The sequence below is a fragment of the Flavobacteriales bacterium genome (assembly GCA_016779935.1).
Classification (GTDB): Bacteria; Bacteroidota; Bacteroidia; order Flavobacteriales; family UBA7312.
This window is the reverse complement of sequence record JADHMQ010000001.1, coordinates 198,873-223,438: the sequence shown is the minus strand read 5'-3', so window position 1 is coordinate 223,438 and position 24,566 is coordinate 198,873. Positions and strand designations below refer to the sequence as shown.

The window sequence follows — 24,566 nt, the reverse complement described above, 5'->3', positions numbered from 1 at the left end:
GGTTTTTGCGGAGAGAGAGGGATTCGAACCCCCGGTACATTGCTGTACAATGGTTTTCAAGACCACCGCATTCGACCACTCTGCCATCTCTCCTGCGGAGGGCAAAAGTAAAATATTTTTGGTTTTCACACACACATTAACCGCAAAAATTACTGATTATATTTTCGTAACTTAGCATAAGATTAATTTTTAAGCCTCATTTATAGTGAAAACATCATTCATCTCTTCTAGTATATACACATTTTTAATGATGTTTTTTCTGAGCCATTTATCCCATGCACAGTCTGTAAATGCTCAATTTGATGTTGGGAAATTCCAATCTGAAAATAAAACATACATTGAAACCTATCTTTCAATAGATGGAAATAGCGTCAATTATGTGTTAAATGGCAATAGAAAATTTCAAAGCTCACTAGTAGTTACCATAGAGATAATTTCAAATGACAATAAGACCGTTTTTGACAAGTATAATCTTAATAGTCCAGAGATAGATGATACATCAAATATCGATTTTGTATTTATTGACCAACAACGGTATTTTTTAAATGACGGTAATTATCAATTGAAACTAAACATAAAAGACAATAATGATAGTGATAATGAAATAAGCCATCAACAAGACTTGACTGTAAAAACAACAAACGGCTTTTCAAATATTCAGTTAATAGATAGTTATTCTGACACCAAAGAAGTAAACATTTTAAGTAAATCAGGCTATGATTTAGTGCCTTTCATCTCTAATTTTTACAATAGTAATAATAAAAAAATCACATTCTATTACGAGTATTATAACGATAGTAAAGAGGCTGTTCTACTACAGACTAAAGTCATTTCTCAATCGACTAATAAAATTGTTAATAATTTGGCGCTAAATAAAAAAAGCAACAAAAAGACAACGCCAATTTTAGCGAGTTTTTCCTTGAATGACATTCCTACTGGCACCTATTATTTGGAAGTTACTGCCATAGACAAAAACAACAACACCTTACATTCCAAAAATCAAGTTTTTTATAAAGTGAATAAAGACATTATTGATACTGTTACTGCAGTTGAAGGAACTTTTGTTTCACGCATTACTAATAAAGATTCTCTTAAACTCTTCATTAATTATTTATACCCCATTCAAACTACTAAAGAAAGTATTTTTGCGGACAATCAACTAAACTATGATGATTTAAAAATGCTTCAAAACTACTTCTACAACTTCTGGAAAGAAAGAAACCCTTTTGATTCGGAATCTTCTTGGCTTACCTATCGAAATAAAGTAAAAGCGGTTAATAATAAGTTTGGCAATGGTCTTCAAAAAGGGTATTTATCAGATAGAGGTAGAATATATTTATCATACGGGCAACCAAATTCAATATCTGAAGAAGTTTTACCAAATCAATTTCAACCATTTGAAGTTTGGCACTATTACAATATTGGAAATGAACGTAATATAAAGTTCATTTTTAGCAATAAAAATATGCCTAATGAATACCGATTAGTTTATTCTAATAAGTCTGGTGAAGTTTCTGATACCGATTGGCTTAACCGATTTGAAGAAAATTATTATGATAGTGGTGATGATGGGGAAAAATCTCCTTTTGATTACTTCAAAACTCCAAACTAATTTCTTTTGAATAGCATACTGTATTTCATTATAAAACTCTATTCATATTATCCACTAAAATGGTTAAATATACTGTCCTGGAAGTTCACATTGCTTCTGAGAATATTTGGATATAGGAAAAACGTAGTCCTCACCAATCTATCTAATGCTTATCCTCATAAATCGAAAAAAGAAATAAATAAAATCGCTAACGATTTCTACCGTTATTTTGGACGCTTACTGGCTGAATCCTTAAAGCTATTTTCTATTAATAAAAGTATTTTATCAAAACGAGTATCATTTAAAAATGACGAATTGATAAACGACTATCTCAATAATAATAGAGATGTTATTGTTGTAATGGGACATTACGGAAATTGGGAATGGGGTTTACTAGCAACTTCTATGCATTTTAATAACCAAATGGTAGCGATATATAAAGAGCTATCATCCAATTTTTGGAATACTAAAATGAAGAGCATTAGAGGACAACTAAGTGCTAGAATGGTAAGTATGAAAGAAAGTGTACGATTTTTGCTTAAAAAAGAGAATAATGCCCGTTTAATAGGTATCGTTGGTGACCAAACACCATCATCTGAAGAGATAAATTACTGGATTAATTTTTTAAATCAGAAAACTCCTGTATTTTTGGGTACAGAGAAATTGGCTAAAAAATTAGATAGTCCTGTATTTTTCGCAACAGTAAGCCCTAAAAGTCATGGTTATTATGAAATTGTATTTGAACTAATAACAGAACATCCTAAGGAAACTAAGGAAGGAGAAATAACCAACTTACATTTCATAAAACTAGAAGAAGATATTAATAAAAACCCAGCCTTTTGGTTGTGGTCGCATAGAAGATGGAAGCACCAAAAGTAGCAGTAGTAATTCTTAATTATAATGGACTTCATTGGCTCAAAACGTTTTTAGGAGATGTAATTCTAAAAAGTAAAGAAGCAGAGGTCTATGTTGCTGATAATGCTTCTACTGACAAATCATTGGATTATGTGAAAGAGAATTTTCCCTCTGTAAAAATTGTGGAAAATAAAGATAATACTGGCTATGCAGGGGGGTACAACAATGCTCTTCAACACATTTGTGCAGATTACTACGTACTATTGAATTCAGATGTAGAGGTCACGGATAATTGGATAATGCCCATTATTGAACAAATGGAAAAAGATAAGTCAATAGCGGCTTGTCAACCAAAAATCAAAAAATACGACGAAAAAACTCACTTTGAATATGCTGGCGCATGTGGTGGATTTTTAGATAAATATGGATACCCCTATTGCAGAGGTCGGATTTTTGACAATTTAGAAGAAGATAAAGGACAATACGATAATCCTATAGAAATATTCTGGGCAAGTGGTGCATGCTTATTTTTACGTTCAACAGCTTTTTATGAAGTGGGTGGCTTTGACTGGGACTTCTTTGCTCACATGGAAGAAATTGACCTCTGTTGGAAACTTAAAAACAAAGGCTATAAAATCATGTGTATTCCAAAATCAACCGTTTATCATGTTGGCGGTGGTACTCTAAAAAACGGAAGCTATTTTAAAACGTATTTAAATTATAGAAACAACCTTTTAATGCTTTACAAAAACCTAGAGCCAAAAAACCGTTTCAAAATACTTTTTACACGAATGTTACTAGATGGTCTTTCTAGTGTAAAAATGATTTTAGATAAAAAGCCTCATCATATTTTTGCTATACTCAAAGCTCATATTCATTACTACACTTTTCTAAAACAGTTCAGAAAGAAAAGACCAAAAGACTACAAGATATCTCTACCTCAGAATAGTATAATATTTTCATATTTCTTTGCTAAGAAACGAGAATTCAATCAGCTAAATAATGACTTTAGTTGACTTATAGTGTAATCGATTTCTTCTTCTGTATTAAATTTACTAAACGAAAAACGTAATGAAGGCCTACTCATGTCTGATCCTATATTACGAAGAACATGAGAACCTAAATTACTACCAGAAGAGCATGCACTCCCTCCAGAAGAAGCAACACCCATAATATCTAAATTATAGAATAGCATTTCTCCAATGTCAGTCTTTGGGAACATTACACTTAAGACAGTATATAATGATTTTTCAATATTGGCACTCTCACCATTAAACTCTACTCCAGGAATAGATTTCTTTAAGCCTTCAATCATCCGTATTTTTAAAGACTCAATATGTTTTCTATGATTTTCTAAATCTGAATAAGAAACATCCATAGCCTTTGATAAACCAACAATTCCATAAACATTTTCAGTGCCAGCTCTCATGTTTCTTTCCTGTCCACCACCATATATCAAAGGTTTAATCTTGATATTTTCATTTATATATAAAAACCCATTTCCTTTAGGACCATGAAACTTGTGAGCAGCACCAGTTATAAAATGAATGTTTATTGTCTTTAAGTCAAATGTGTAATGAGCCATTGTCTGTACTGTATCGGAATGAAATACAGCATTATATTTTTCACATATATTAGCAACTTCTCCTAAAGACAAAAGGTTGCCAATTTCATTGTTAGCATGCATTAGAGAAACAAAAGAACGTTTATTGGTTTTCAATAATTCCTCCAAATGTTTTAAGTCAACATTCCCTTTATCATCAAGATTCACAAAAGAAAGCTTAATTAAGCCTTTAGAAGACATATCTTCAAGAGTATGCCCAACTGCATGGTGTTCAATTTTAGAGGTGATAGCATGATTAATTCCTAAATCAAGCATACCACATTTGATAGCCATATTATCGGCTTCTGTTCCACCAGAAGTAAAAAATATTTCTCCGGGGTTACAATTCAAATGACGAGCGACATTTTTTCTAGCTTTTTCAACGAGTGCACGTGACTCTCTTCCAAAGGAATGAATAGATGATGGGTTTCCAAAACCTTCATTTAAAATTGGCAACATAACCTCGATTACCTCAGGGTCAATTTTTGTAGTAGCAGCGTTATCTAAGTATACTTTCATGATTAAAAATTTAAGTCAATTCTTTAATTTCATTCATAAAACGTAATGCTAAGGTATTTACAGAGTCAGGGCTGGTGCTTTCAGTGTATATTCTAATAATCGGCTCAGTATTTGATTTTCTGAGATGTACCCATTCGTTTTCAAAATCAATTTTAACACCGTCTATAGTAGTAACATCCTCATTAGAATATTTATCAGACATTGTATTTAAAATGACATCTACATTAATCTCTGGTGTCAATTGAATTTTATTCTTTGACATAAAATAATTGGGATAGGTTGCTCTTAATTCTGAGCATTTTAACTTTTTTTCTGCAAGATGAGATAAGAAAAGTGCCACTCCTACTAAAGAATCTCTTCCGTAGTGAGAATCAGGATAAATTATCCCTCCATTTCCTTCACCACCAATAACTGCTTCACAAGATTTCATCTTATCAACAACATTCACCTCTCCTACTGCAGATGAATAATACTCTCCTCCATACTTTTCTGTAACAACCTTCAAAGCTCTTGAGGATGATAAATTTGATACTGAGTTCCCTTTTTGTTTAGATAATATATAATCTGCTACAGCAACTAAAGTATATTCTTCACCAAACATACTGCCATCTTCATTTACAATAGCTAATCTATCAACATCAGGATCAACTACAATACCTAAATCAGCTGAATGCTCAACGACGAGTTTTGATATCTCAGTTAAATGTTCAGGTAATGGCTCAGGATTGTGTGGAAAGTGACCATTAGGCTCACAATAAAGAGGTATACACTCAACACCTAAAGCTTCTAATAATTGTGGAATAGCTAAGCCACCTGTTGAATTTACAGCATCTACAACGACCTTAAATTTTGCTTCCTTAATAATATTTGGCTTTACCCATTCTAAAGCCAATACACTGTCGATATGTTTTTGAATGTATGCATTATCTTGTGAGTACTTACCCAAACTATCAACATCGGAAAATATATAATTATCGGCTTCTGCTATTTCTAGTACCTCAGCCCCATCTTTACCATTAATAAATTCTCCCTTACTATTTAATAGTTTAAGGGCGTTCCATTGCTTTGGGTTATGACTAGCTGTTAAAATAATACCACCATCAGCATTTTCCATTTCTACAGCAACTTCAACCGTTGGTGTGGTTGATAGTCCTAAATCAAGCACATCAATTCCCAGAGATTGTAACGTACTTACTACCAATTGACGAATAATATCTCCTGAAATACGCGCATCCCTACCTACTATAATTTTGACATTTGAATGTGTGGTGTTTGATTTTATCCAACTACCATATGCTGCCGTAAATCTTACTGTATCAATTGGAGATAATCCTTCACCAACTTTTCCTCCAATCGTACCTCTAATTCCAGAAATGGATTTTATCAATGTCATTTATACACATTTTAATAAGATTACAAATGTAATACTTTAGATAAATACAATTACAAAAAAATTCATTTTCAACAAATTTTAATGACCTTTGATGTTGATAAAGCCTATGAAATTACATCTTACATACATCCTATGTATAATTACTTGTTATTGTACTGCTCAGTGTCCTGATTTTTATGATTTTGAAGGTAATTTATCTTCTACTCCAAAATGGATAGTATGTGATGGAAACGATTATAATTTATCTTTACAATCTAATTCAAATATTGGGAATTACTCTATTGATTGGGGTGATGGTAGTACATTTACAACTGGAACAAGCTGGACTGCTAATTCACCAATTAGCCATATTTACTTATCAACTGTTCAAAATTATACAATAACCATAAATTTAACTGACATCACATGTGTGATAACGGGTGAACTAATTATGGAAGAACCCACAAACGCCTCCATTCAAATTCCATTTGGTGGTCTTACAAGCACATGTGCTCCTGGTAGTTTAGAGTTTATAAATTCATCAACAGATATATCAGAAAATACAGTTTTTATATGGAGTTTTTTTGACGGTACAAATAACGAAACATATGATTTCAATAATGCAGGACAACATATTACTCATACTTATGAAAAAGGCACAGTAAATTGCGCCACACAAGTAACGCTTACTGCTGAAAATGAATGCAATACTCTTCAAGGGGGGGCAAGTTTAGCTACTTTTACACCTTTAAGAATTTGGGACATAGACGATGCTTCTATAAGCCCATCTTCTAGCCTTTTATGTTATCCAGATACATTGGTTAGTTTTCAAAACACCAATATCACGATTTACAGTAAATACTGAATTATTCGATGAGCCTGGCCTAATTCTAGAAACAAATAATCAATCAGAATTTGCCACGAATTACATTTGGGATTTTGGGGATTCAACAACTACAACAGAAATTAATCCAACACATACCTATGATGAGAATGGGTATTATAATATTGTACTTATCGCTCAAAATGAACTGTGTTCAGACACAAGTTACAGGACAATTTCAGTTACAAACAACTCTAAAGGAAATATCATAATTCCTAATTCATTTACACCGAATTCTCATAATATGAATAATGGAAACATTCATCAAAACAATGAAATAAACGATATCTTTCATCCAGTAATATTAGGCGCAAAAAATTACAAACTAGATATTTTCAACCGATGGGGAGAGCATATTTTTTCAACAGAAAAAATGTCAGTCGGATGGAATGGATATTATAAAGGAGAACTTTGTCAAACTGATGTGTACGTTTATAAAATACATGTAGTTTTCCTAAATGGTGAAGAGCAAAAGTTAGTTGGTCAAGTTACATTGATTAGGTAAAAAAACTGCTGTGTTGATTTCTTTGTTCATAAACTAATCAAAAATATTTTTGAAAATAAATACTTTAAAATTATCTTTATAGTATGAATGAAGACGACTTAACCCCGCGGGAGGATAACAATACTAAAAACTTAATTAATCGATTTAACAAAATGCTTGAAAGCCAACGCTTCGAATATTTTGAATCAGAAGAAGTTGAGCGAATTATTGACCATTACTGCGAAAAGGAAAACAAGAAAAAAATCATTAAAGCTTTCACTTTATATGAAAAGCTTTTTCCGTTTTCATTTCAACTTAATCTTAAAAAAGCACAAGTTTTAATCTTTTTTGACAGACCACAGGAGGCTTTAAATAAGCTAAACGAAATTTCTTATTCAAAAAATGAAGATTATCTCTATACATTATCCATTGTTCATAGTAAATTAAAACAGCACACCGAAGCCATTGAGATTTTGGAAGAGCTTTTAATTACAAATCCATTTAATGAAGAAGTCATTTCCTCTTTAGCTAATGAATACCAATTTGTAGACGATTATTCAAAGTCTAACGACATGCTAGAAAAACTGCTAATGTTAGATTCTAAAAACGATTTGTATTGGTACACATATATTATTTCATCAGAAATTGAAGAAAATTCAAATAGAGCTATAACATTTATTAAAAAATATTTGTGTTCAAATCCATACGATTATGAAGCATGGTTTTACTTAGGAGCAGCCTATCAAAGAAAAGAAGATCACATAAATGCGATTGAAGCATTTGATTACACCATTTATATTCAAGAAGATTATATAAAAGCATACATAAATAAAGCTGACTCTCTTTCTGAACTAGGGTATTATCAAAACGCTATTGATTGCTGCTTAGATTCTGTAAAATACAGAGAACCAAATGCTGCTTTATTCTATGATATAGGTGATTACTATGAAAAGCTTGATAAACTTGAAAAAGCAAAATCATACTTTCATAAGTCCATAAAAAAAGATGAAAATTTCGATGAATCGTGGTTTGCTCTTGCTCTAATTATGGATTTACAGGGACAACACATTGAAGCATCTTACCATATAAAGAAAGCCGTTGATATAAACCCATCAAATATTGACTATTTATTTTCTTATGCTCAAATACATGAAAAAGTGGGCTTTATCAAAGAAGCTGAAATAGCATACAGAAAAGTACTAGAGCTTGATGAATTTGATTCTGAAACATGGCTAAACTATTCGCACTTGTTATTTCAATACGAATCATATAGTGAAGCTATAGACTTATTGAAAAAAGCCATTAAACTTAACCCTAAAAAAGCCGAATTATCTTATAGGATATCAGCTTATTTATTTAAATCTGGCAACGATGATTTAGGCTTGCAATTTTTCAAAGAAGCCTTAATAATAAACTATGAAAAACACGAAGATTTTTTTAGATACATGCCAAGTGTAAAATCAAACATAATTCTGTTAAATTTGCTGACCGAACACAAAAAATAAATTACATGAATTTCAATATTACACACTTGCCTAATCGTGCTTCAAAGCCAAGAAAAAATGGCTTGACAATGATGATGGATAATGGCCTAAGTATCAGACAAGTTGAAGACTTCATTGAAACTGCTGGACACCTCACTGATTTGGTAAAGTTTGGTTTTGGCACCTCTATAATCAGCACAAATCTTGAACAAAAAATTAAGCTTTATCAAGAAGCTGACATAAGCATTTATTTCGGCGGAACACTTTTTGAGGCTTTTATAGCCAGAGATATGTTTGATGACTATAAAAGAATATTAGATAAATATAACATTGATACTATTGAGGTTTCTGATGGTTCAATTGAAATATCTCATGTTGAGAAATGTAATTATATTAAATCACTATGTAATAATTTCAGAGTGTTATCTGAAGTTGGATCTAAAGATGCTAATAAATTAATTCCTCCATATAAATGGATTGAACTAATGCAAAAAGAAATTGATGCTGGTTCATGGAAAGTAATTGCCGAAGCAAGAGAAGGCGGAAATGTTGGTATTTATAGAGGTAGTGGTGAAGTACGCTCAGACCTTATTGAAGAAATTTTGACGAAGATTGATAACGATAATATCATTTGGGAATCCCCTCAAAAAAACCAACAAGTTTGGTTTATTAAACTAATGGGACCAAATGTAAATCTCGGAAATATTGCTCACAATGAAGTAATTCCACTTGAATGTCTCAGATTAGGACTTCGTGGTGACACCTTTTTTGACCATCTGCCTTAAAACTTCAAACAAATGAATGCCAAAGAACTTAAACAGAAAATTCAGTCAAACGAAACTCTTGTAATTATTGACATTAGGGAACCCTATGAATGTGAAAACGGTTATATCAGCGAATTCAATATCCCACTCAGTCAATTTATGGATAGAATTGATGAAATTCCAAACGATAAACCAGTTGTAATATACTGCAACAGTGGAAAAAGAAGCCGCTCACTAAAATATATGCTAGAAAAAATGCATTCCTTAACAAATATTCAAGACTTGGAAGGAGGCTATGCTGCTTGGGAAGAAAAAATTTTAACTGTTTAAAATGCTAAAATTTATAACACTTACCCTTAAAGGATTAGCAATGGGAGCAGCAAACGTTGTGCCAGGAGTTTCTGGTGGAACAATTGCTCTAATAACAAACATCTATGAAGAATTTATTAACTCACTAAAATCATTTAATATAGAATCAATACGCCTTTTATCTAAAGGGAAATTTAAAGATTTATCAATTCAGCTCAATCTAAAATTTATTGTACCAATCCTATTTGGAATGGTATTAAGTGTTTTATTACTCGCTCAATTATTTGACTATTTATTAATTGAATATCCATCAGAAACATGGGGTTATTTTTTTGGACTTGTATTAGCCTCAATATATCCCATCAGCAAAAAAATCAATAGATGGAAATGGACAACAATAAGTTTGTTCATTATTGGATTGGGCATCGCATCTGCCTTGTCATTTCTTTCCCCCTCACCTACTGAAAACACGTCCTACCTATATATTTTTATCTGCGGACTAATAGGAATATGTGGCATGATACTTCCAGGCTTATCAGGCTCATACATTCTGATGCTAATGGGGAATTATCACCTTTTGATGGTAAAGTCTATCAATAGTCTAACTGACTTTGTTGAAGCTTTTTTAAATGGCACTGTAATAAATTTTATAGAAAGTCCACAATTTGAATATCTTATTTATTTCATGCTATTTTTAGTAGGTTCAATTGTAGGGATTATCCTCTTTTCAAACCTTATTTCAATCATATTCAAACGCTTTCATGACCAAACTCTTTCCTTACTTACAGGCTTTGTCTTCGGTTCATTAAGCATTATTTGGCCATGGAAAGAAGAAGTATTCAATTTCGAAGTATTAAATCGACACGGCGAACCCCTACTCGTTGGCTATGAACGCTATATTCCAAACGCATGGACTAAAAGTGAATTCATAGTTTTGGGAATAATGTTTCTTGGTGTACTAACAATAACCGCTGTTGAATTATTAGCAAAGAAACAAACATGAAAACTTTCGGTTTAATTGGCTATCCTCTAAAACATTCCTTTTCAAAAAATTACTTTGAGAAAAAGTTTAAGGAAGAGAATATAAGCCATTTTCAATACATAAATTTTGAATCCGAAAAGCTTGAAAAGCTATTTGAAAATGAGTTGCTGTCTGAACTTTCTGGCTTTAATGTAACCATTCCTTTCAAGGAGTCTATAATTCCATTTTTGGATGATATTGATGAATCAGCAAAAGAAATTAATGCAGTCAATTGCGTAAAAAGAGTAAACGATAAGCTCATAGGACATAATACAGATTATATTGGTTTCAAAAAATCCATCAAGCCTCTTTTAAATAATACTCATAAAAAAGCATTGATTTTGGGTAGTGGTGGAGCATCAAAAGCTATTATTTATGCTTTAAAAGAATTAAAAATAGAGTATAAAGTCATTTCTAGAAAGTCAGAATTCAACTATCACTCAATTGATAAAAAAACAATAAATAATCATCAAATCATTATTAATTGCACACCGCTTGGAACCTATCCAGATATCCATTCTTTTCCACCAATACCATATGAATACTTATCTGAAAATCATTTGCTTTACGATCTAGTGTATAATCCTGAGGAAACAGAATTCATAAAAAAAGGAAAACATTATAATTGCCAAACAAAAAATGGGTTAGAAATGCTACAAATACAAGCAGAAAAGTCATATATAATTTGGTCTAAGTAAATCTAGCATTTAAAATTATAAATATTAAATTTGTGTTACGTTCAAATTAATTAACAAGATGAGTCTAAAAAAAACAGAAAATACAAATGAAGAAGTTATTTCAGATGAGGTAACTAATGAAATTACAACTCCTTTAAAAGATTACAGCGAATTAACTTTGGATGAAATAATAAATGAAGTTAATGAGCTTAACAAATCAGAAGATGTATTTAGCAATGCTAAAACCGTTGATATTATAAAGTCTGTTTTCTACAAAAAAGTAAACTCTGAAAAAGAACAAAAAAAATCAGATTTCATAGCTGATGGTGGCGTTGAGGAAGAATTTTCATACACTCACCCATTAGAGAAAGAATTTAAAAATCTCTTAAATAATTTCAAAAAGAAAAAGAACGATTTAAGAGAAAAGATTGAGTCCGATTATATTAAAAATCACAAGATTAAAACAGCTATAATCGAAGATATAGAAGCCTTAATTAATACAGAAGAAACTCTCAAAGACACATTCGAAAAGTTTAAAGCTTTACAAGAAAAGTGGAGAAATACAGGTGAAGTTTCTATAGGTTATCGCAATGAAATTTGGAAATCCTATCACTATCAGGTTGAACGATTTTATGATTATGTAAAAATCAATAATGAACTGAGAGATTTAGACTTCAATAAAAACTATGAGAAAAAACTTCAAATATGTGAAGCTACTGAAGCTCTACTGAATGAAAAATCAATAAATAAAATCCACAATGAACTACAAGAGCTTCACCAAAAGTGGAAAGAAATTGGTCCAGTAAAACGTGAACTTAGAGAAGAAATGTGGGAACGTTTTAAAAATGCAAGTAGAGAACTTCATAAGAAACGTAATGACCATTATGTAGAACTTAAAGAACGTGGCACTCAAGCTTTCAAAAACAAACAAGAAATTTGTCAACAAATCAACGAACTAACTAATGAAAGTGCAGACAACCATAGTAGATGGAATAAACTCACCGAGAAAGTTCAAGAATTAGAACTAAAATGGAAAAAAGAGGGTGGCCTAAATAAAGAAGATAACAAAGAAGCCTGGAAGACTTTAAGAGAAAGTTTATCTTTATTTTACGCAAAAAAAAATGAGTTTTACAAAACTAAGAAAGTTGAAAATAAAGAAATAGTAAACGCTAAAACAAAACTTTGTGAGAAAGCAGAAGAGTTAATCCAATCAGACAATATCGATTGGAAACATCACTCACAACAATTCATAAAATTACAAGATGACTGGAAGAAAAGTGGTCATCTTCCTAAAAGTCTTTCAGATAAGTTATGGAATCGTTTTAAAAAGGCTGTAAATACGTTTTACAAGAATAAGAAAGCGTTCTTCGCAGACTTAGATAAAGAAAAAGCTGGTAACTTAAAACTCAAAGAAGAGTTATTAGAAAAAGTGAGAGCTTATAACTTGACTGATGATAACTCATCAAATTTTGAAAGCCTTAAACTCTTTCAAAAAGAATGGTACGCCATTGGAAGTGTGCCTAGAGATAATTTCGAAATAGAAAACACTTTCAAAAAGACTATTGACGGCTTCTATTCAAAAATGAAAGTCGATAAAAAAGAACTTGAAAATGTTAGGTTCAATAGTAAACTAGATCGTTTAAAGGAGAACTCAAGCCCTCTTGCCCTTGATAAAGAGAAGCAATTTTTGAAAACTAAAATTAACGACTTACAAAAAGAAATTAATCAATACGAGACCAATGTCGCCTTCTTTGGTAATTCAAAAGGTGCTGACAAACTCAAACAACAAGTATTGAAAAAAATCCAAAATGGATACGATAGCATTGAGGAACTCAAGGCAAAAATTAAATTAATCAATTCAATTTAATGGGGTTTGAAATTTTTTCTGATTTTAAACCAACGGGTGACCAACCACAAGCTATAAAACAATTAGCTCAAGGGATTTATAACGATGAAAAGCATCAAACTCTACTTGGAGTTACAGGTTCTGGAAAAACGTTTACAATAGCAAATGTGATAAAGGAAGTTGAAAAACCTACCTTGATATTAAGTCATAATAAAACTTTAGCCGCTCAACTTTACAGTGAGTTTAAGCAGTTTTTTCCAAATAATGCTGTTGAATATTTTGTATCTTACTACGACTATTATCAACCTGAGGCCTATATACCAAGTTCAGGAACATATATCGAGAAAGACTTATCCATTAACGATGAAATAGAAAAACTCCGTTTAAGCACCACCTCTACTCTACTATCAGGCAGAAAAGATATCATTGTGGTCGCATCCGTTTCTTGTATTTATGGAATTGGAAATCCAGAAGAATTCAATAATAATGTCATTGAAATACACGCGGGACAAAAACTAAGTAGGAATAAATTACTAAATCAGTTTGTAACATCCTTATATTCTAGATCAGCCAATCAATTTGAACGTGGAAATTTTATGGTTAGAGGAGATACGGTTTCTATTTTCCCAGCCTATGCAGATATAGCTTACAAAATTCATTTTTGGGGTGATGAAATTGAAGAAATAGAAAGTTTTGACCCAGTAAATAATAGCATCATTGAAAAGTTTGAGTACTTGAGGATTTTTCCTGCTACCATATTCGTTGCTTCAAAAGACCGTATACAAAGTGCCATTCATCAAATTCAAGATGACCTTATGGACCAAGTGCAATTTCTACATAATACGGATAGAAAGACAGAAGCTAAACGTCTTGATGAGCGTGTAAACTATGATTTAGAAATGATTCGCGAATTAGGTTACTGCTCTGGAATTGAGAATTACTCCCGTTATTTTGACGGAAGAAAAGCTGGCACCAGACCATTCTGTCTAATAGATTATTTCCCAAACGATTTCTTGACGGTTATTGATGAGAGTCACGTTACCATTCCTCAGATTAGAGCCATGTATGGTGGCGATAGATCTAGAAAAGAAAACTTAGTAGAATATGGATTCCGATTACCTGCTGCTATGGACAATAGACCACTAAAATTTGAGGAATTTGAAACCATAAACAACCAATTTATATATGTAAGTGCAACGCCAGCCGATTTTGAATTAGAACAATCTGGAGGTGTTGTAGCAGAGCAAGTAATTCGACCTACCGGATTACTAGACCCTATTATTGACGTGCGTCCTTCACTCAATCAAATAGACGATTTGCTTGAAGAAATTAAGCTTAGAATAGATAAAAATGAGCGGACACTTGTTACTACTCTTACTAAGCGAATGGCGGAAGAACTAACAAAATACCTCACTAGATTCAATATTAAGTGTAGATACATTCATTCTGATGTGGACACCTTGGAACGCGTGGAAATACTACATGAACTAAGAGAAGGCTTATTTGATGTATTGGTAGGTGTAAACCTTTTGAGAGAAGGCCTTGACTTACCAGAAGTTAGCCTTGTGGCTATTTTAGATGCTGATAAGGAAGGTTTTTTACGCTCACAACGCTCATTAACGCAAACTGCAGGTAGAGCTGCCAGAAATGTAAATGGATTAGTCATAATGTATGCCGATAGAGTTACTAACAGTATGCAACTCACTGTTGATGAAACCAATAGAAGGCGTGAGAAGCAAATGGCATACAATACGGAAAATGGTCTAGTACCTACCCCGCTCAATAAGAAAAAAGACAACGAATTAGCTAAAAAGCTAAATCCTTACGCTATTAAAGAAGGCATGAGTATGGCGGCAGAATCAAATGCCGATTATTCCAACTCTAAAGAACTTGAAAAGGCTATTAAAAATACACGTAAACAAATGGAAAATGCTGCTCAAGATTTAGACTTTCTTGAAGCTGTTAAGCTCAGAGACAAGCTTACTGAGCTAAAGAAATTGAAAAAATAGCTCTATTCATAGCCCCAACGATGTACATCGTTATTAGTTTCTTCAATATCGTCTTTCACTAATTTAATTCGCTGAGCAATAGCACCAAAAAGTTTATCGTTCGTCATTAGCCAACGCATTTGCTCTTTATCGTCATCTGCTGCTTTAGCTATTCTAGATAGTAAGGTGAATCCATTGATTTCTAACCAACGAATGGCATCTTTTTTACCTTCAACGCCTTTTATCATAGCTAACAAATGGGGAGCATTTTTCATTAGCCAATCGGATGCTTTTTTATCAAAATAAAGAGCAAAACAAAACAAGCCCAATTCAGGATAATTATTTTTCATAAGCCAATCTCTAATTTCAGTGTTACCTGAGATAGCTTCTCCCCATGCTAATAGTATTTTTTCTGGATATTGTTTCATAAAAAAAGCCTCTTTTCAGAGGCTTAAAATTATCTTTTAACCGGTGGTTTACTTTTACTATTCTTAAAATAATACTTTTCATCACTCACCGAAACTAGTTCCCAACCCATTGATGAAAGATAGTTCATTGCATCTACAACTGTTTTAAACTTTCCAGAGGTTTCAGTCATCATTTTATCAATTCTAGGGTTAGTAGAATTAAAGGTATAGGTTGCTTTCACCTCTTTACTGCCTTTCTTTCCTGCTATTTCCTCCGAATATATCATTTCCATATAGTTCACTTTTTTAGAAACTCTTTCAGCAGGAACTGGCTTTTTTGCTGGTGCTGGTCTAGTTTGAGCCATCATTGCTAATGGCAATACAAATGCCAACATTAAAATTACTTTCTTCATAATCTTATATTGTTTAGGTTATTATTAATTAATCGTTACCGCCAAGGATAATTGGTAAATCGCCATCACCATTTCCAATAACAATAACTTTAGAGTTTGGTGATTTTGATAATTCTTGAGTAGCTTCCACACCTTTCCATTTCAATAATTGAGGTGTAATGGTCTTGGTTACAATTCTCTGGAAGTCTGAAATACCTTCAGCTTCAATTCGCTTTCTTTCGGCTTCTTTAGATTCTCTCAATAGTTTGAACTCATACTCTAAAGCTTCTTGCTCTTGACGTAGTTTATTTTCAATCGCTGCCTGTAGTGTTTTTGGAAGAGTTACATCTCTAATTAAAATTGCATCTAAGAAAATGTATTTATCACCAATTGATCTAGATGTAATTTCATAAATCTTATCTTCAACTTCCTCACGTTTTGTGGAATATAATTCTTCTGGTAAGTACTCACCAATTACCTCCCTAGTTACAGAACGAATTTCTGGTCGAATGATACTCTCTAAGTAATCTTCTCCTACTAAATCGTGAAGGTATCCAAGTTGACTCATGTCTGGCGTAAAACGAAAAGACAAATCAATTTTAATGGATAAACCATTTTTAGACAACACTTCCATTGCCTCATAGTCTTCCTGAATTTTCACGTTATAAATATAGACTTTGTTCCATGGTGCTATAAAGTGAAATCCTTGAGGGACTACTAAATCTTTATCTAGTCCTCCACCAAATCGCTTAAATACTACCGCTTTTTCTCCAGGGTTTACAGTATAAAACATATTTCCTCCAGTAATTAGTAAAAATATAATTGCTACAAATCCTATTACAAAAAATCTAGGTAGTTTAGGGTTAAATCCACCTGAATCATTATTTTCAAACATCCTGTTTTAATTTTTTAATTGTTAAATATTAGTGTTCCTTTTCCTCACGAACCATTCAGTTACCAAAAATACAAATAAAAGAATGGAAATCCATCTCAAATTAATAAAATCAATTTGAGATTTAGTAACATAACTCAAAATTGAAGATTCTATTTTATTTAGTTCTGACTTTAACTCACTCAATTTTGATAGATAAAAGGATTTACCATTATATTTTTCAGAAAGAGAATACAGTAATTGATGATTAGCCTTTGAATTCATTTTTTCAACTTCCAATTGTAATACTGAAAACTGTCCTTTATTCACATACTCTTCTCCATTATGAAGAACAGATGCCGTGAATGTGTAATTACCAACGCTTAATTGCTGTAGTTCTAAAAAGTAATTATTGTCAAGCTTATTAAAAGTATATGGAAAATCTGCTCCATTTTCATCGGTGATGGTTATACTCACATCTGGAGTGGTAATGAGTTCAAAATTTGAGTTATAAAAATCAGCCTCAATCAATAGTGGCTCATTCTCAAAAATCAATTTATCATACCTCAAACGAAAAGACCTTTTATCTTCTTTAACTGCCAAAAACTGAATACTCTTATTGATGAGCTCATTAAAAAGTTTATGGTCTTTTGTTTTCATAAATTCAAATAATCTCCATTTCCATAGACCTTCAACTGTGCATACAGCATTTCTTTGACCGTTTTGTTTTGAAAAGGAAAAAATCGGCTTTTCAGTTTCTATTCCCAATACGCTTTGTAAGAATAGACTTGAATGTTCAGAATAAAATTCTAGTACAGAAAGAGGAGAATACAAAGGGGGTAACTGCTGCAAAAGATCATTCCATTTTTCATCAAGTGAGAATAATGAAAATGGCGTATAGGTAGCAATGACTTCATTTAATGAATTCTTAGATTCGTATGAAAACCAATCCGTTTGAATGGATGATATAGAATTGCCTAAAAAATAAAAAATAGGCAAGTCTGTTGCAGGGATGTTTGTTTGGAAAGCTATTACCAAACTATAAGACTCGTAATTGCCGTCAAAATCATCAATTGACTCAACTATTAGACGGTAATTTTTATTGGATTCAATAGCATTACTAATAGCCGATATATCTGGATGAGTAATATCAGAAAGCAGTAATATTTTCTGTTTACTTTTTAGAACATCAATATAAATGTCCTTTTGATTATTAAAAATATTCTTCTCTTTCTCTAGTGGATTTACTTTTAGTGAATATTTCTGAACACCTATTTTTTTAGCGTCCAAGTAGAAATCAAAATAATACTGAGCATTTGTAGAGTTTACCTTTACTTGCTCTTCTTTAATTTTAATATCATTTTCCCATACACTAACACTTAAATTCTCATCCAAGCAGTTTTGTGCTAATACACTTACTTTTAATGGAAAAGTGTTTCCTAAATACGCTAACTCATTATATGAAACTGTGGTGAGTTCTACGTCTCTTTTTTGAGTTGTATCTCCCAAAAGGACAGTGTATAAAGGAGCATCAAATGAATATTTAGCATATAATGGATTTGAGTTGGAATTATAAATTCCATCTGAAACTACAATATTAGCGACTACATTTCTATTGCTATATAAATCAGAAATTTCATTCAAATAAGCTGAAACATCTGTCAATCTATCGCTAAAGTTAATATCGCCATCTCTTTTTATTTGTTCACCAAAAGTATAGTACTCAAGGTCAAAATCATCCGATAATTCTCCTATCAAAGAATTAATGTTGTTTTTGAAATCGTCTGAATTAAAAGAATTATTTGAATGCTCAACAATTGAAGAAGAATTGTCAATACCAATAGTAACTATTGGTTGTTCTTTTAAAATACTTTGACTATTTATGAAAGGCTTTAGAAGAAAAAAAGATATTAAAAAGACCGTAATAAATCGTAAAGCAAATAATATACTTCTAGTGGATTTGAAAGAAGTCGATGAACGTTTATTGTACAAAAAGAATGATAAAGCGAATGCTAAAGCCAAACAGCCTAGAATCCAAAACATTGACCACTCAGTTGTAATACCATTCATTAAGTCAGCATTCCTCCACAAACATTCAACACTTGACCTGAAATATAAGAAGACATATCGGACGCTAAAAATAATGTAGCATTAGCTATATCTTCAGGATTTCCTCCTCTTTTAAGTGGGATGCTGTCCGTCCAACCTTTTACAACGTTTTCATCTAGTTTTTCAGTCATTTCAGTCTGAATAAATCCTGGAGCAATAACGTTACAACGAATATTTCTAGAACCTAACTCCAATGCTGTAGATTTAGAGAATCCAATTATACCTGCTTTGGAAGCAGAATAGTTAGCTTGACCAGCATTTCCTTTAACACCAACAACAGAACTCATGTTAATAATTGAACCTGCTCTTTGCTTTAGCATTGGTCGTAATACCGCTTTTGTTAAATTGAAAATGGATTTTAAATTCACTTCCATTACTTTATCAAAATCCTCCTCACTCATTCGCATAAGAAGGTTGTCTTTGGTAATACCAGCATTGTTTACCAAAACATCAATAGAACCAAATGTTGACATCACATCATCAGCTAAAGTTTGAGCAGCTTCAAAATTAGATGCATCAGACTTAAAGCCTTTTGCTTTTATTCCATATTCACTTAATTCAGCTTCTAATGCTTTTGCTTTTTCATCGGATGATAAATACGTAAAAGCAATGTTTGCACCGTTTTGTGCAAAGCTTAGAGCAATACCCTTTCCAATTCCTCTGGATGCTCCTGTAATTATTGCTGTTTTACCTTTTAAAAGTTCCATATTGACATTAATTTTAGATTATAAATATAGTGTATTAAAATAAAAAAGACGCATGAAGCGTCTTTCTAGAAAAGTTTAAATAATGTTAAGCGTTTACACCCATTAGTTCAGCCATCTTCTCACCAATACTTGCTGGCGATTCAACAACATGAATTCCACATTGGCTCATAATTTTCATTTTAGCCTCAGCTGTATCGTCTTCCCCTCCAACTATTGCACCTGCATGTCCCATAGTTCTTCCTTTAGGAGCAGTCTGTCCAGCAATAAAACCAACCACTGGCTTAGTGCCATTAGCTTTAATCCAATGAGCAGCGTCAACTTCTAACTGACCACCAATCTCACCAATCATTACAATACCATCAGTTTCAGAGTCATTCATCAGCAATTCAACCGCATCCTTTGTTGTTGTTCCGATAATAGGATCACCACCAATTCCGATAGCAGTAGAAATACCCATTCCTGCCTTTACAATTTGGTCAGCAGCTTCATAAGTTAAAGTACCTGATTTAGATACTACTCCAATTCTACCAGCTTTAAAGACAAATCCTGGCATAATTCCACATTTTGCCTCTCCTGGCGTGATAACACCCGGACAATTAGGACCAACTAAGTGACAGTCTTTGTCAGAAATGTATTCTTTGACAGTAATCATATCTTTAGTAGGAATTCCTTCTGTGATACAAATAATTACTTTTATACCTGCAGCGGCAGATTCCATGATGGCATCAGCAGCAAATGCTGGTGGCACAAATATTATAGATGTATTAGCGTCAACTTTTTCAACAGCTTCTGCAACAGTATTAAATACTGGTTTTTCTAGATGAACTTGCCCCCCTTTTCCTGGTGTTACTCCACCAACAATATTGGTTCCATATTCAATCATCTGACCGGCATGAAAAGTACCTTCACTTCCAGTAAAACCTTGAACAATAATTTTCGATTGATTATCAACTAATACACTCATATTGATTTTTTGGTAAAATTTATTTTTGCAAATTTAAAATGAAATATGAATTAGGAAAACAAAAAAGTAAAAGACTTTCTATCTTTGTCAAATGTTTATTAACAATGATACCATTTGTGCCTTAGCAACTTCATCTGGAAAAGGTGCTATTTCTATAATAAGACTGTCCGGCAGTAAAGCCATTGACATCTGTAATTCTTTTTTTTCAAAAGATATTTCAGCAGTAAAAAGCCATACTCTTCATTTTGGAACTATTAGAAAAGAACAACAAATTATTGATGAAGTAGTGGTTAGTGTTTACAGAAACCCTCACTCCTACACTGGTGAAGATGTTATTGAAGTATCTTGTCATGGCTCTAAATACATTCAAAATCAGCTTATCCAACTGTTTATTGGTGCTGGTGCTAGAATGGCAAAAGCAGGTGAGTTTACTTTACGTGCCTTTTCGAATGGTAAAATGGATTTATCGCAAGCTGAAGCAGTTGCAGACTTAATATCTTCAGAAAATGAATCCGCACACAGAGTAGCCATGCATCAAATGCGCGGTGGCTTCTCTAATGAGCTAAAAGTATTACGAGATGAACTAATTAGTTTCGCCTCATTAATAGAACTTGAATTGGATTTTGGTGAGGAAGATGTAGAATTTGCCGATAGACAGAAATTCAATGCTTTACTTGAAAAAATAAAAGTTGTTTTAAAGCGACTAATTGACTCCTTTACTGTTGGTAATGTAATGAAAAACGGTGTCCCAGTAGCCATCATTGGTCGACCTAACGTTGGAAAGTCTACACTATTGAATGCTCTACTCAATGAAGATAGAGCCATTGTTTCAGAGATTGCAGGAACAACTAGAGACACTATTGAAGACACCATAATTATTGATGGCATTCAATTTCGCTTTATTGATACTGCTGGCATTAGGGAAACGGATAATGTAATTGAAAATATTGGTATAAAAAAAGCCATTGAAAAAGCTCAAAATGCTCAAATCATTATTTTTATCATTGATGCCTCACAAAAACTTTCCGAACAACTTGATGAGTTAGAAAAGTTAAAAGCCAATGGACTTAAAGAACCTTTAATTATTGCAAATAAGGTTGACTTAAATCCAAGTATTTCATATGAATTACCAAAAGCATTAACCATTTCAGCAAAAAACAAAAAAGGTATTGATGCTTTCTCAAAGAAACTATTAGAATGTGTTCATGACAATGAATTTGACAGAAACGATACTTTAGTCAGTAACAATAGACATCTTGAAGCTCTACAATTATCACTAAACTTTGTGATAAAAACTTCAGAAGGGTTAAATAGTGGAATAAGTGGTGATTTTATTGCTATGGATATCCGACAAGCGCTTTTTCATATTGGAGAGATTACAGGTGAAATTTCAACCGACGATTTACTGGATAATATTTTTTCAAATTTCTGTATCGGAAAGTAATCAATCCTTTACTAAACTTTTAATATAAAATGAGGAGTTTAACAATTGAGTATTGTTAATATAAGTATTGATAAATTACTTCGTTTTCTGTTACAGAATTTATTAGATTTGTGGTCGATTTTAAACAAAAGAAAAATATGAATTTTGATGTCATTGTTATAGGAAGTGGACCTGGCGGATACGTTACTGCCATTCGTGCTTCACAATTAGGATTAAAAACCGCTATTGTTGAAAAAGAATCTTTAGGAGGTGTATGCTTAAATTGGGGATGTATCCCAACAAAAGCACTCTTAAAATCTGCTCAAGTATTTGAATACATAAACCATGCTGAAGATTTCGGAATTTCAGTAAAAGGTGCTGAAGCAGATTTCAATAATGTAGTGTCTCGCTCCAGAGATGTTGCAGACGGTATGAGTAAAGGTATTGACTTCTTAATGAAAAAGAATAAAATTGAAGTCATAATGGGTACCGCTACCGTAAAAGCTGGCAAGAAGATTGATGTAGTTGATGCTGATGGTAAAACAACAGAATACAGTGCTTCAAATATCATCATTGCTACAGGTGCTCGTTCACGAGAACTACCAAACCTTCCACAAGACGGTAAGAAAATTATCGGCTATAGAAAAGCGATGACATTAGAGAAAAAACCATCTAAATTAGTAGTAGTTGGCTCAGGTGCTATCGGCGTAGAATTTGCATACTTCTATAATGCAATGGGTGTTGACGTAACAGTAGTTGAGTACATGCCTAATATCGTTCCTGTTGAAGATGAAGACGTTTCAAAACAACTCGCTCGTACATTCAAGAAAGCTGGTATTAAAGTAATGACTAATTCTTCAGTAGAAAGTGTTGTTACTTCAGGAAAAGGATGTGTTGTTAGCGTTAAGACTAAAAAAGGCGAAGAAACAATTGAATGCGATGTGGTTCTTTCAGCAGTTGGTATTACTGCTAATATTGAAAACATTGGACTAGAAGAAGTTGGTATCGTTACTGACAAAGGAAGAATTCTTGTGAATGATTACTACCAAACAAATATCCCTGGATACTTCGCTATCGGTGATGTATTGCCTACTCAAGCATTAGCTCACGTAGCTTCTGCTGAAGGAATTATTTGTGTAGAAAAAATAGCTGGTCATAATCCAGAGCCTTTGGACTACGGAAACATTCCAGGGTGTACGTATTGTTCACCTGAAATATCATCCGTTGGGTATACTGAAAAAGCTGCCAAAGAAGCTGGTTATGATGTAAAGGTTGGTAAATTTCCATTCTCTGCCTCAGGTAAAGCATCTGCAGCTGGGCACAAAGACGGTTTTGTAAAAGTTATTTTCGATGCAAAATACGGCGAGTGGTTAGGTTGCCACATGATTGGATACAATGTAACTGAAATGATTGCAGAAGCTGTTGTAGCTCGTAAATTAGAAACAACAGGTCACGAAATCTTAAAAGCAGTCCACCCTCACCCAACTATGAGTGAAGCGGTAATGGAAGCTGTTGCTGCAGCATACGGCGAAGTGATACATATGTAATTTACACATACTTAAAACAATAAAAAAGCCCCGCAAATGCGGGGCTTTTTTATTTACTGTTGTGTTAGTAAACTATCCACCAATTGAAATTAATTCAACTTCGAATACCAAAGTAGCATTTGGTCCAATAGCTCCACCTGCACCTCTTTCACCATAAGCTAGGTTAGAAGGAATGAATAATTTGTACTTAGCGCCCGGGTTCATTAACTGTAATGCTTCAACCCATCCTGGAATAACACCATTTACTGGGAATGTAGCCGGCTGACCTCTGTCAACAGAACTGTCAAAAACAGTACCATCAATTAATGTTCCATGGTAATGTACAGTTACATTGTCTGTTTCTTTAGGAGAGTCTCCACTACCTTCTTGAAGAACTTCGTACTGTAAACCAGTTGAAGTAGTAACTACTCCTTCTCTCTTAGCGTTTTCATCTAAGAATTTCTGACCAGCTTCAACATTAGCCTTTTGTTGTGCATTAGCTAGTTTTCCAAAATAGTCTTGGAGAACAATATTAGCTTCTTCTTCAGAAATTTCTAATGTATTACCTTCAAAAACATCTTTAAAAGCCTTAGCAATTGCATCTGCATCAATGCTTTCTAGACCTTGGTTTTTAACGCTTTTGGCTACGTTTACACCCAAACTATAACTTACTTTTTCCATCTCGGTATTTAAATTTTGTGCATTAATACTTGAAAATCCCAATAGCACAATAAGGGATAAAAATATATTCTTCATCGTAGTTAATTTTGA

Annotated in this window: 23 protein-coding genes, 1 tRNA gene and 1 pseudogene; 15 read left to right on the top strand and 10 right to left on the bottom strand. The window is 32.8% G+C overall.

What is annotated here, in order from left to right:
• Positions 1-8: 8 nt before the first annotated feature.
• Positions 9-93 (bottom strand) — tRNA-Ser (locus tag ISP73_01060).
• A 154-nt stretch (positions 94-247) separates the two neighbouring features.
• On the opposite strand from ISP73_01060, the gene ISP73_01055 reads away from it, so the two are divergent.
• From ISP73_01055 to ISP73_01045, 3 genes are read left to right on the top strand one after another with little or no spacing between them, the layout of a single operon-like run.
• On the top strand, positions 248-1,612 hold the full coding sequence (locus ISP73_01055) for a GWxTD domain-containing protein (protein MBL6657175.1): 1,365 nt from the start codon (positions 248-250) through the stop codon (positions 1,610-1,612).
• Between the two features lie 6 nt (positions 1,613-1,618).
• Entirely contained in the window at positions 1,619-2,470 is an 852-nt protein-coding gene (locus tag ISP73_01050) for a lysophospholipid acyltransferase family protein (protein ID MBL6657174.1), read from the top strand.
• Entirely contained in the window at positions 2,452-3,462 is a 1,011-nt protein-coding gene (locus tag ISP73_01045; protein ID MBL6657173.1) for a glycosyltransferase family 2 protein, read from the top strand. The genes ISP73_01050 and ISP73_01045 overlap by 19 nt, the downstream gene beginning before the upstream one ends.
• Here ISP73_01045 and ISP73_01040 read toward each other — a convergent pair.
• A complete protein-coding gene (locus ISP73_01040) occupies positions 3,438-4,568 on the bottom strand; it encodes a cysteine desulfurase (protein ID MBL6657172.1) in 1,131 nt (376 codons plus the stop codon). The two genes, ISP73_01045 and ISP73_01040, sit on opposite strands and share 25 nt — an antisense overlap.
• Positions 4,569-4,578: 10 nt before the next feature.
• The gene (glmM, locus tag ISP73_01035) at positions 4,579-5,961 is read right to left on the bottom strand and encodes a phosphoglucosamine mutase (GenBank protein MBL6657171.1); all 1,383 of its coding nucleotides are present in this window, start codon (positions 5,959-5,961) and stop codon (positions 4,579-4,581) included.
• 106 nt (positions 5,962-6,067) lie between these two features.
• Here glmM and ISP73_01030 point away from each other — a divergent pair, with 106 nt between their 5' ends.
• The 10 genes and pseudogenes from ISP73_01030 to uvrB all read left to right on the top strand — a co-directional run bounded on the left by ISP73_01030 (position 6,068) and on the right by uvrB (position 15,417).
• Positions 6,068-6,805 (top strand): hypothetical protein, encoded by a 738-nt coding sequence (locus ISP73_01030; protein MBL6657170.1) that lies wholly within the window; start codon positions 6,068-6,070, stop codon positions 6,803-6,805.
• A pseudogene (locus ISP73_01025) lies at positions 6,747-6,974 on the top strand (PKD domain-containing protein). The gene ISP73_01030 and the pseudogene ISP73_01025 overlap by 59 nt, the downstream one beginning before the upstream one ends.
• A gap of 93 nt (positions 6,975-7,067) precedes the next feature.
• Entirely contained in the window at positions 7,068-7,328 is a 261-nt protein-coding gene (locus tag ISP73_01020; GenBank protein ID MBL6657169.1) for a gliding motility-associated C-terminal domain-containing protein, read from the top strand.
• Between the two features lie 83 nt (positions 7,329-7,411).
• Positions 7,412-8,812: a hypothetical protein gene (locus ISP73_01015; GenBank protein MBL6657168.1), complete on the top strand. Its 1,401-nt coding sequence runs from the start codon at positions 7,412-7,414 to the stop codon at positions 8,810-8,812.
• A gap of 5 nt (positions 8,813-8,817) precedes the next feature.
• Positions 8,818-9,576 carry a phosphosulfolactate synthase gene (locus ISP73_01010; protein ID MBL6657167.1) on the top strand — a complete coding sequence of 253 codons (759 nt, stop codon included), beginning with the start codon at positions 8,818-8,820 and terminating at the stop codon, positions 9,574-9,576.
• A 12-nt stretch (positions 9,577-9,588) separates the two neighbouring features.
• Positions 9,589-9,885 carry a rhodanese-like domain-containing protein gene (locus ISP73_01005; protein MBL6657166.1) on the top strand — a complete coding sequence of 99 codons (297 nt, stop codon included), beginning with the start codon at positions 9,589-9,591 and terminating at the stop codon, positions 9,883-9,885.
• Position 9,886: 1 nt separating this feature from the next.
• Positions 9,887-10,867, top strand: coding sequence for a DUF368 domain-containing protein (locus ISP73_01000; GenBank protein ID MBL6657165.1), 981 nt, complete (start codon positions 9,887-9,889; stop codon positions 10,865-10,867).
• A complete protein-coding gene (locus tag ISP73_00995; GenBank protein ID MBL6657164.1) occupies positions 10,864-11,583 on the top strand; it encodes a shikimate dehydrogenase in 720 nt (239 codons plus the stop codon). The genes ISP73_01000 and ISP73_00995 overlap by 4 nt, the downstream gene beginning before the upstream one ends.
• A gap of 58 nt (positions 11,584-11,641) precedes the next feature.
• On the top strand, positions 11,642-13,429 hold the full coding sequence (locus ISP73_00990; GenBank protein MBL6657163.1) for a DUF349 domain-containing protein: 1,788 nt from the start codon (positions 11,642-11,644) through the stop codon (positions 13,427-13,429).
• On the top strand, positions 13,429-15,417 hold the full coding sequence (uvrB, locus tag ISP73_00985) for an excinuclease ABC subunit UvrB (GenBank protein ID MBL6657162.1): 1,989 nt from the start codon (positions 13,429-13,431) through the stop codon (positions 15,415-15,417). Before ISP73_00990 ends, uvrB begins: the two co-directional genes overlap by 1 nt.
• Before the next feature lie 2 nt (positions 15,418-15,419).
• Here the strand turns inward: uvrB and ISP73_00980 are convergent, their stop codons facing one another.
• From ISP73_00980 to sucD, 6 genes are all read right to left on the bottom strand, one after another.
• Complete coding sequence (locus ISP73_00980) at positions 15,420-15,824, bottom strand: hypothetical protein (GenBank protein ID MBL6657161.1); 405 nt, start codon at positions 15,822-15,824, stop codon at positions 15,420-15,422.
• A 29-nt stretch (positions 15,825-15,853) separates the two neighbouring features.
• Complete coding sequence (locus tag ISP73_00975; protein ID MBL6657160.1) at positions 15,854-16,216, bottom strand: hypothetical protein; 363 nt, start codon at positions 16,214-16,216, stop codon at positions 15,854-15,856.
• Positions 16,217-16,244: 28 nt separating this feature from the next.
• Positions 16,245-17,090 (bottom strand): prohibitin family protein, encoded by an 846-nt coding sequence (locus tag ISP73_00970; protein MBL6657159.1) that lies wholly within the window; start codon positions 17,088-17,090, stop codon positions 16,245-16,247.
• 21 nt (positions 17,091-17,111) lie between these two features.
• Positions 17,112-19,136, bottom strand: a complete 2,025-nt coding sequence (locus ISP73_00965; protein MBL6657158.1) for a hypothetical protein — start codon at positions 19,134-19,136, stop codon at positions 17,112-17,114.
• Entirely contained in the window at positions 19,136-19,882 is a 747-nt protein-coding gene (gene fabG / locus ISP73_00960) for a 3-oxoacyl-[acyl-carrier-protein] reductase (protein ID MBL6657157.1), read from the bottom strand. Before fabG ends, ISP73_00965 begins: the two co-directional genes overlap by 1 nt.
• An 85-nt stretch (positions 19,883-19,967) precedes the next feature.
• A complete protein-coding gene (gene sucD, locus ISP73_00955; GenBank protein ID MBL6657156.1) occupies positions 19,968-20,846 on the bottom strand; it encodes a succinate--CoA ligase subunit alpha in 879 nt (292 codons plus the stop codon).
• A gap of 91 nt (positions 20,847-20,937) precedes the next feature.
• Between sucD and mnmE the strand changes: the two genes are divergently transcribed.
• Together mnmE and lpdA are read left to right on the top strand one after the other, a co-directional pair.
• A complete protein-coding gene (gene mnmE / locus ISP73_00950) occupies positions 20,938-22,290 on the top strand; it encodes a tRNA uridine-5-carboxymethylaminomethyl(34) synthesis GTPase MnmE (protein ID MBL6657155.1) in 1,353 nt (450 codons plus the stop codon).
• A 137-nt stretch (positions 22,291-22,427) separates the two neighbouring features.
• Positions 22,428-23,816, top strand: coding sequence for a dihydrolipoyl dehydrogenase (gene lpdA / locus ISP73_00945; GenBank protein MBL6657154.1), 1,389 nt, complete (start codon positions 22,428-22,430; stop codon positions 23,814-23,816).
• Between the two features lie 72 nt (positions 23,817-23,888).
• On the opposite strand, the gene ISP73_00940 is transcribed toward lpdA, so the two are convergent.
• Positions 23,889-24,476 (bottom strand): FKBP-type peptidyl-prolyl cis-trans isomerase, encoded by a 588-nt coding sequence (locus tag ISP73_00940; GenBank protein ID MBL6657153.1) that lies wholly within the window; start codon positions 24,474-24,476, stop codon positions 23,889-23,891.
• Positions 24,477-24,566: the final 90 nt, after the last annotated feature.

Coding starts and splice junctions, on each gene's coding strand:
- ISP73_01005 (MBL6657166.1), top strand. CDS start 9,589: ATGAATGCCAAAGAACTTAAACAGAAAATTCAGTCAAACGAAACTCTT.
- ISP73_00965 (MBL6657158.1), bottom strand. CDS start 19,136: ATGAATGGTATTACAACTGAGTGGTCAATGTTTTGGATTCTAGGCTGT.
- ISP73_01000 (MBL6657165.1), top strand. CDS start 9,887: ATGCTAAAATTTATAACACTTACCCTTAAAGGATTAGCAATGGGAGCA.
- ISP73_00995 (MBL6657164.1), top strand. CDS start 10,864: ATGAAAACTTTCGGTTTAATTGGCTATCCTCTAAAACATTCCTTTTCA.
- ISP73_01020 (MBL6657169.1), top strand. CDS start 7,068: ATGAATAATGGAAACATTCATCAAAACAATGAAATAAACGATATCTTT.
- ISP73_01015 (MBL6657168.1), top strand. CDS start 7,412: ATGAATGAAGACGACTTAACCCCGCGGGAGGATAACAATACTAAAAAC.
- uvrB (MBL6657162.1), top strand. CDS start 13,429: ATGGGGTTTGAAATTTTTTCTGATTTTAAACCAACGGGTGACCAACCA.
- ISP73_01010 (MBL6657167.1), top strand. CDS start 8,818: ATGAATTTCAATATTACACACTTGCCTAATCGTGCTTCAAAGCCAAGA.
- ISP73_01055 (MBL6657175.1), top strand. CDS start 248: ATGATGTTTTTTCTGAGCCATTTATCCCATGCACAGTCTGTAAATGCT.
- glmM (MBL6657171.1), bottom strand. CDS start 5,961: ATGACATTGATAAAATCCATTTCTGGAATTAGAGGTACGATTGGAGGA.
- lpdA (MBL6657154.1), top strand. CDS start 22,428: ATGAATTTTGATGTCATTGTTATAGGAAGTGGACCTGGCGGATACGTT.
- ISP73_00980 (MBL6657161.1), bottom strand. CDS start 15,824: ATGAAACAATATCCAGAAAAAATACTATTAGCATGGGGAGAAGCTATC.
- ISP73_01045 (MBL6657173.1), top strand. CDS start 2,452: ATGGAAGCACCAAAAGTAGCAGTAGTAATTCTTAATTATAATGGACTT.
- fabG (MBL6657157.1), bottom strand. CDS start 19,882: ATGGAACTTTTAAAAGGTAAAACAGCAATAATTACAGGAGCATCCAGA.
- ISP73_01040 (MBL6657172.1), bottom strand. CDS start 4,568: ATGAAAGTATACTTAGATAACGCTGCTACTACAAAAATTGACCCTGAG.
- ISP73_00975 (MBL6657160.1), bottom strand. CDS start 16,216: ATGAAGAAAGTAATTTTAATGTTGGCATTTGTATTGCCATTAGCAATG.
- ISP73_00990 (MBL6657163.1), top strand. CDS start 11,642: ATGAGTCTAAAAAAAACAGAAAATACAAATGAAGAAGTTATTTCAGAT.
- ISP73_00940 (MBL6657153.1), bottom strand. CDS start 24,476: ATGGAAAAAGTAAGTTATAGTTTGGGTGTAAACGTAGCCAAAAGCGTT.
- ISP73_01030 (MBL6657170.1), top strand. CDS start 6,068: ATGAAATTACATCTTACATACATCCTATGTATAATTACTTGTTATTGT.
- ISP73_00970 (MBL6657159.1), bottom strand. CDS start 17,090: ATGTTTGAAAATAATGATTCAGGTGGATTTAACCCTAAACTACCTAGA.
- sucD (MBL6657156.1), bottom strand. CDS start 20,846: ATGAGTGTATTAGTTGATAATCAATCGAAAATTATTGTTCAAGGTTTT.
- mnmE (MBL6657155.1), top strand. CDS start 20,938: ATGTTTATTAACAATGATACCATTTGTGCCTTAGCAACTTCATCTGGA.